We start from the raw sequence: 1,408 nt of genomic DNA on the forward strand, positions 1-1,408 counted from the left end.
GCGTCGCCCTTCGGGTATTCGCCCGCCGCGGCTGCCGCGCCGAGGGGACCCCGGGTGAAGCAAAACAGCAACAGCCAAAGCCAGAGCAACAGCCAGAGCCAAAGCCAAAGCAACGTCCGAAGCCAAAGCAACGTCCGAAGCAACAGCAACAGCAACAGCTAAGAACGACAGTGCGATCGAATTCCCCCTGTTAACGGAATCACCATGAACTTCATCTCCACCCGTAACGCCGCTCCCGCCGTTTCGCTCAGCCAGGCCATCGCCGCCGGGCTCGCCCCCGATGGCGGCCTGTACGTGCCCGAGCGCCTGCCCGCCGCCCGCGACCTGCGCGCCGGTGCCAGCCTCGCCGAGACCGCCGCGGATCTGCTGGCGCCGTTCTTCGATGGCGACGCTCTGGCTGCTGACCTGCCGGCCATCTGCGCGGAGGCCTTCGACTTCGCCGCGCCGCTGCAGCCGCTGGCCACGCCCGGCGACCACGCGCTGGAGCTGTTCCATGGGCCGACCGCCGCGTTCAAGGACTTCGGCGCGCGCTTCCTGGCCGCCTGCCTGACCCGGCTGCGGCGGGGTGCGGAAACGCCGTTGACCATCCTCGTGGCCACCTCCGGCGATACCGGTGCCGCGGTCGCGGCCGCGTTCCATCGCCAGCCCGGGCTGCGCGTGGTGGTGCTGTATCCGGACGGGCGCGTGTCGCCGCGGCAGGCGCATCAACTCGGCTGCTTCGGCGACAACATTCAGGCGCTGCGCGTGGCCGGCTCGTTCGACGATTGCCAGGCGCTGGTGAAGCAGGCACTGAACGACGCCGACCTGCAGGCGCAGGCGCCGTTGAGTTCGGCCAACAGCATCAGCCTGGGGCGCTTGCTGCCGCAGATGAGCTACTACGCGCATGCAGCCCTGCAGCACCATGCCGCGCATGCGCAGCCGCTGAACCTGGTGGTGCCCACCGGCAACCTGGGCAATGCGCTGGCCGCGATCCTGGCGCGCGCGCTGGGCGTGCCGCTGGGCCGGATCGTGCTGGCGACCAACGCCAACCGCGTGCTGCCGGACTTCTTCGCCGGCGCCGATTACGCGCCGCAGCCCAGCGTGGCGACCCTGGCCAATGCGATGGACGTCGGCGCGCCAAGCAATGTCGAGCGCCTGCGCTGGCTGTACCAGGGCGACGACGCCACGCTGCGCACCCAGTTCCAGGCGTACTCGGTGGACGATGCGCAGATCCGCCAGACCATCGGCGAGCGCTTCCGCCGCTACGGCGAGGTGCATTGCCCGCACACCGCCACCGCGCTGCACGTGCTGCAGCAACTGCGTGCCGAGGGCGCGGAGGCGGACGCCGGCGATTGGGCGGTGGCGGCTACCGCGCATCCGGCCAAGTTCGAAGGGGTGGTGGAGCCGCTGATCGGGCAGCCGGTGGCAA

General features: G+C 70.2%; 1 protein-coding gene. It reads left to right on the plus strand.

The window, feature by feature from the left end:
- Window positions 1-204 precede the first annotated feature (204 nt).
- A partial coding sequence (thrC, locus tag D588_RS0114695; protein WP_017916522.1) for a threonine synthase occupies window positions 205-1,408 on the plus strand: 1,204 nt, incomplete at its 3' end.

Origin of the sequence: Xanthomonas sp. SHU 308 (genome assembly GCF_000364645.1) — a bacterium.
GTDB classification, from domain to species: Bacteria; Pseudomonadota; Gammaproteobacteria; order Xanthomonadales; family Xanthomonadaceae; genus Xanthomonas_A; species Xanthomonas_A sontii.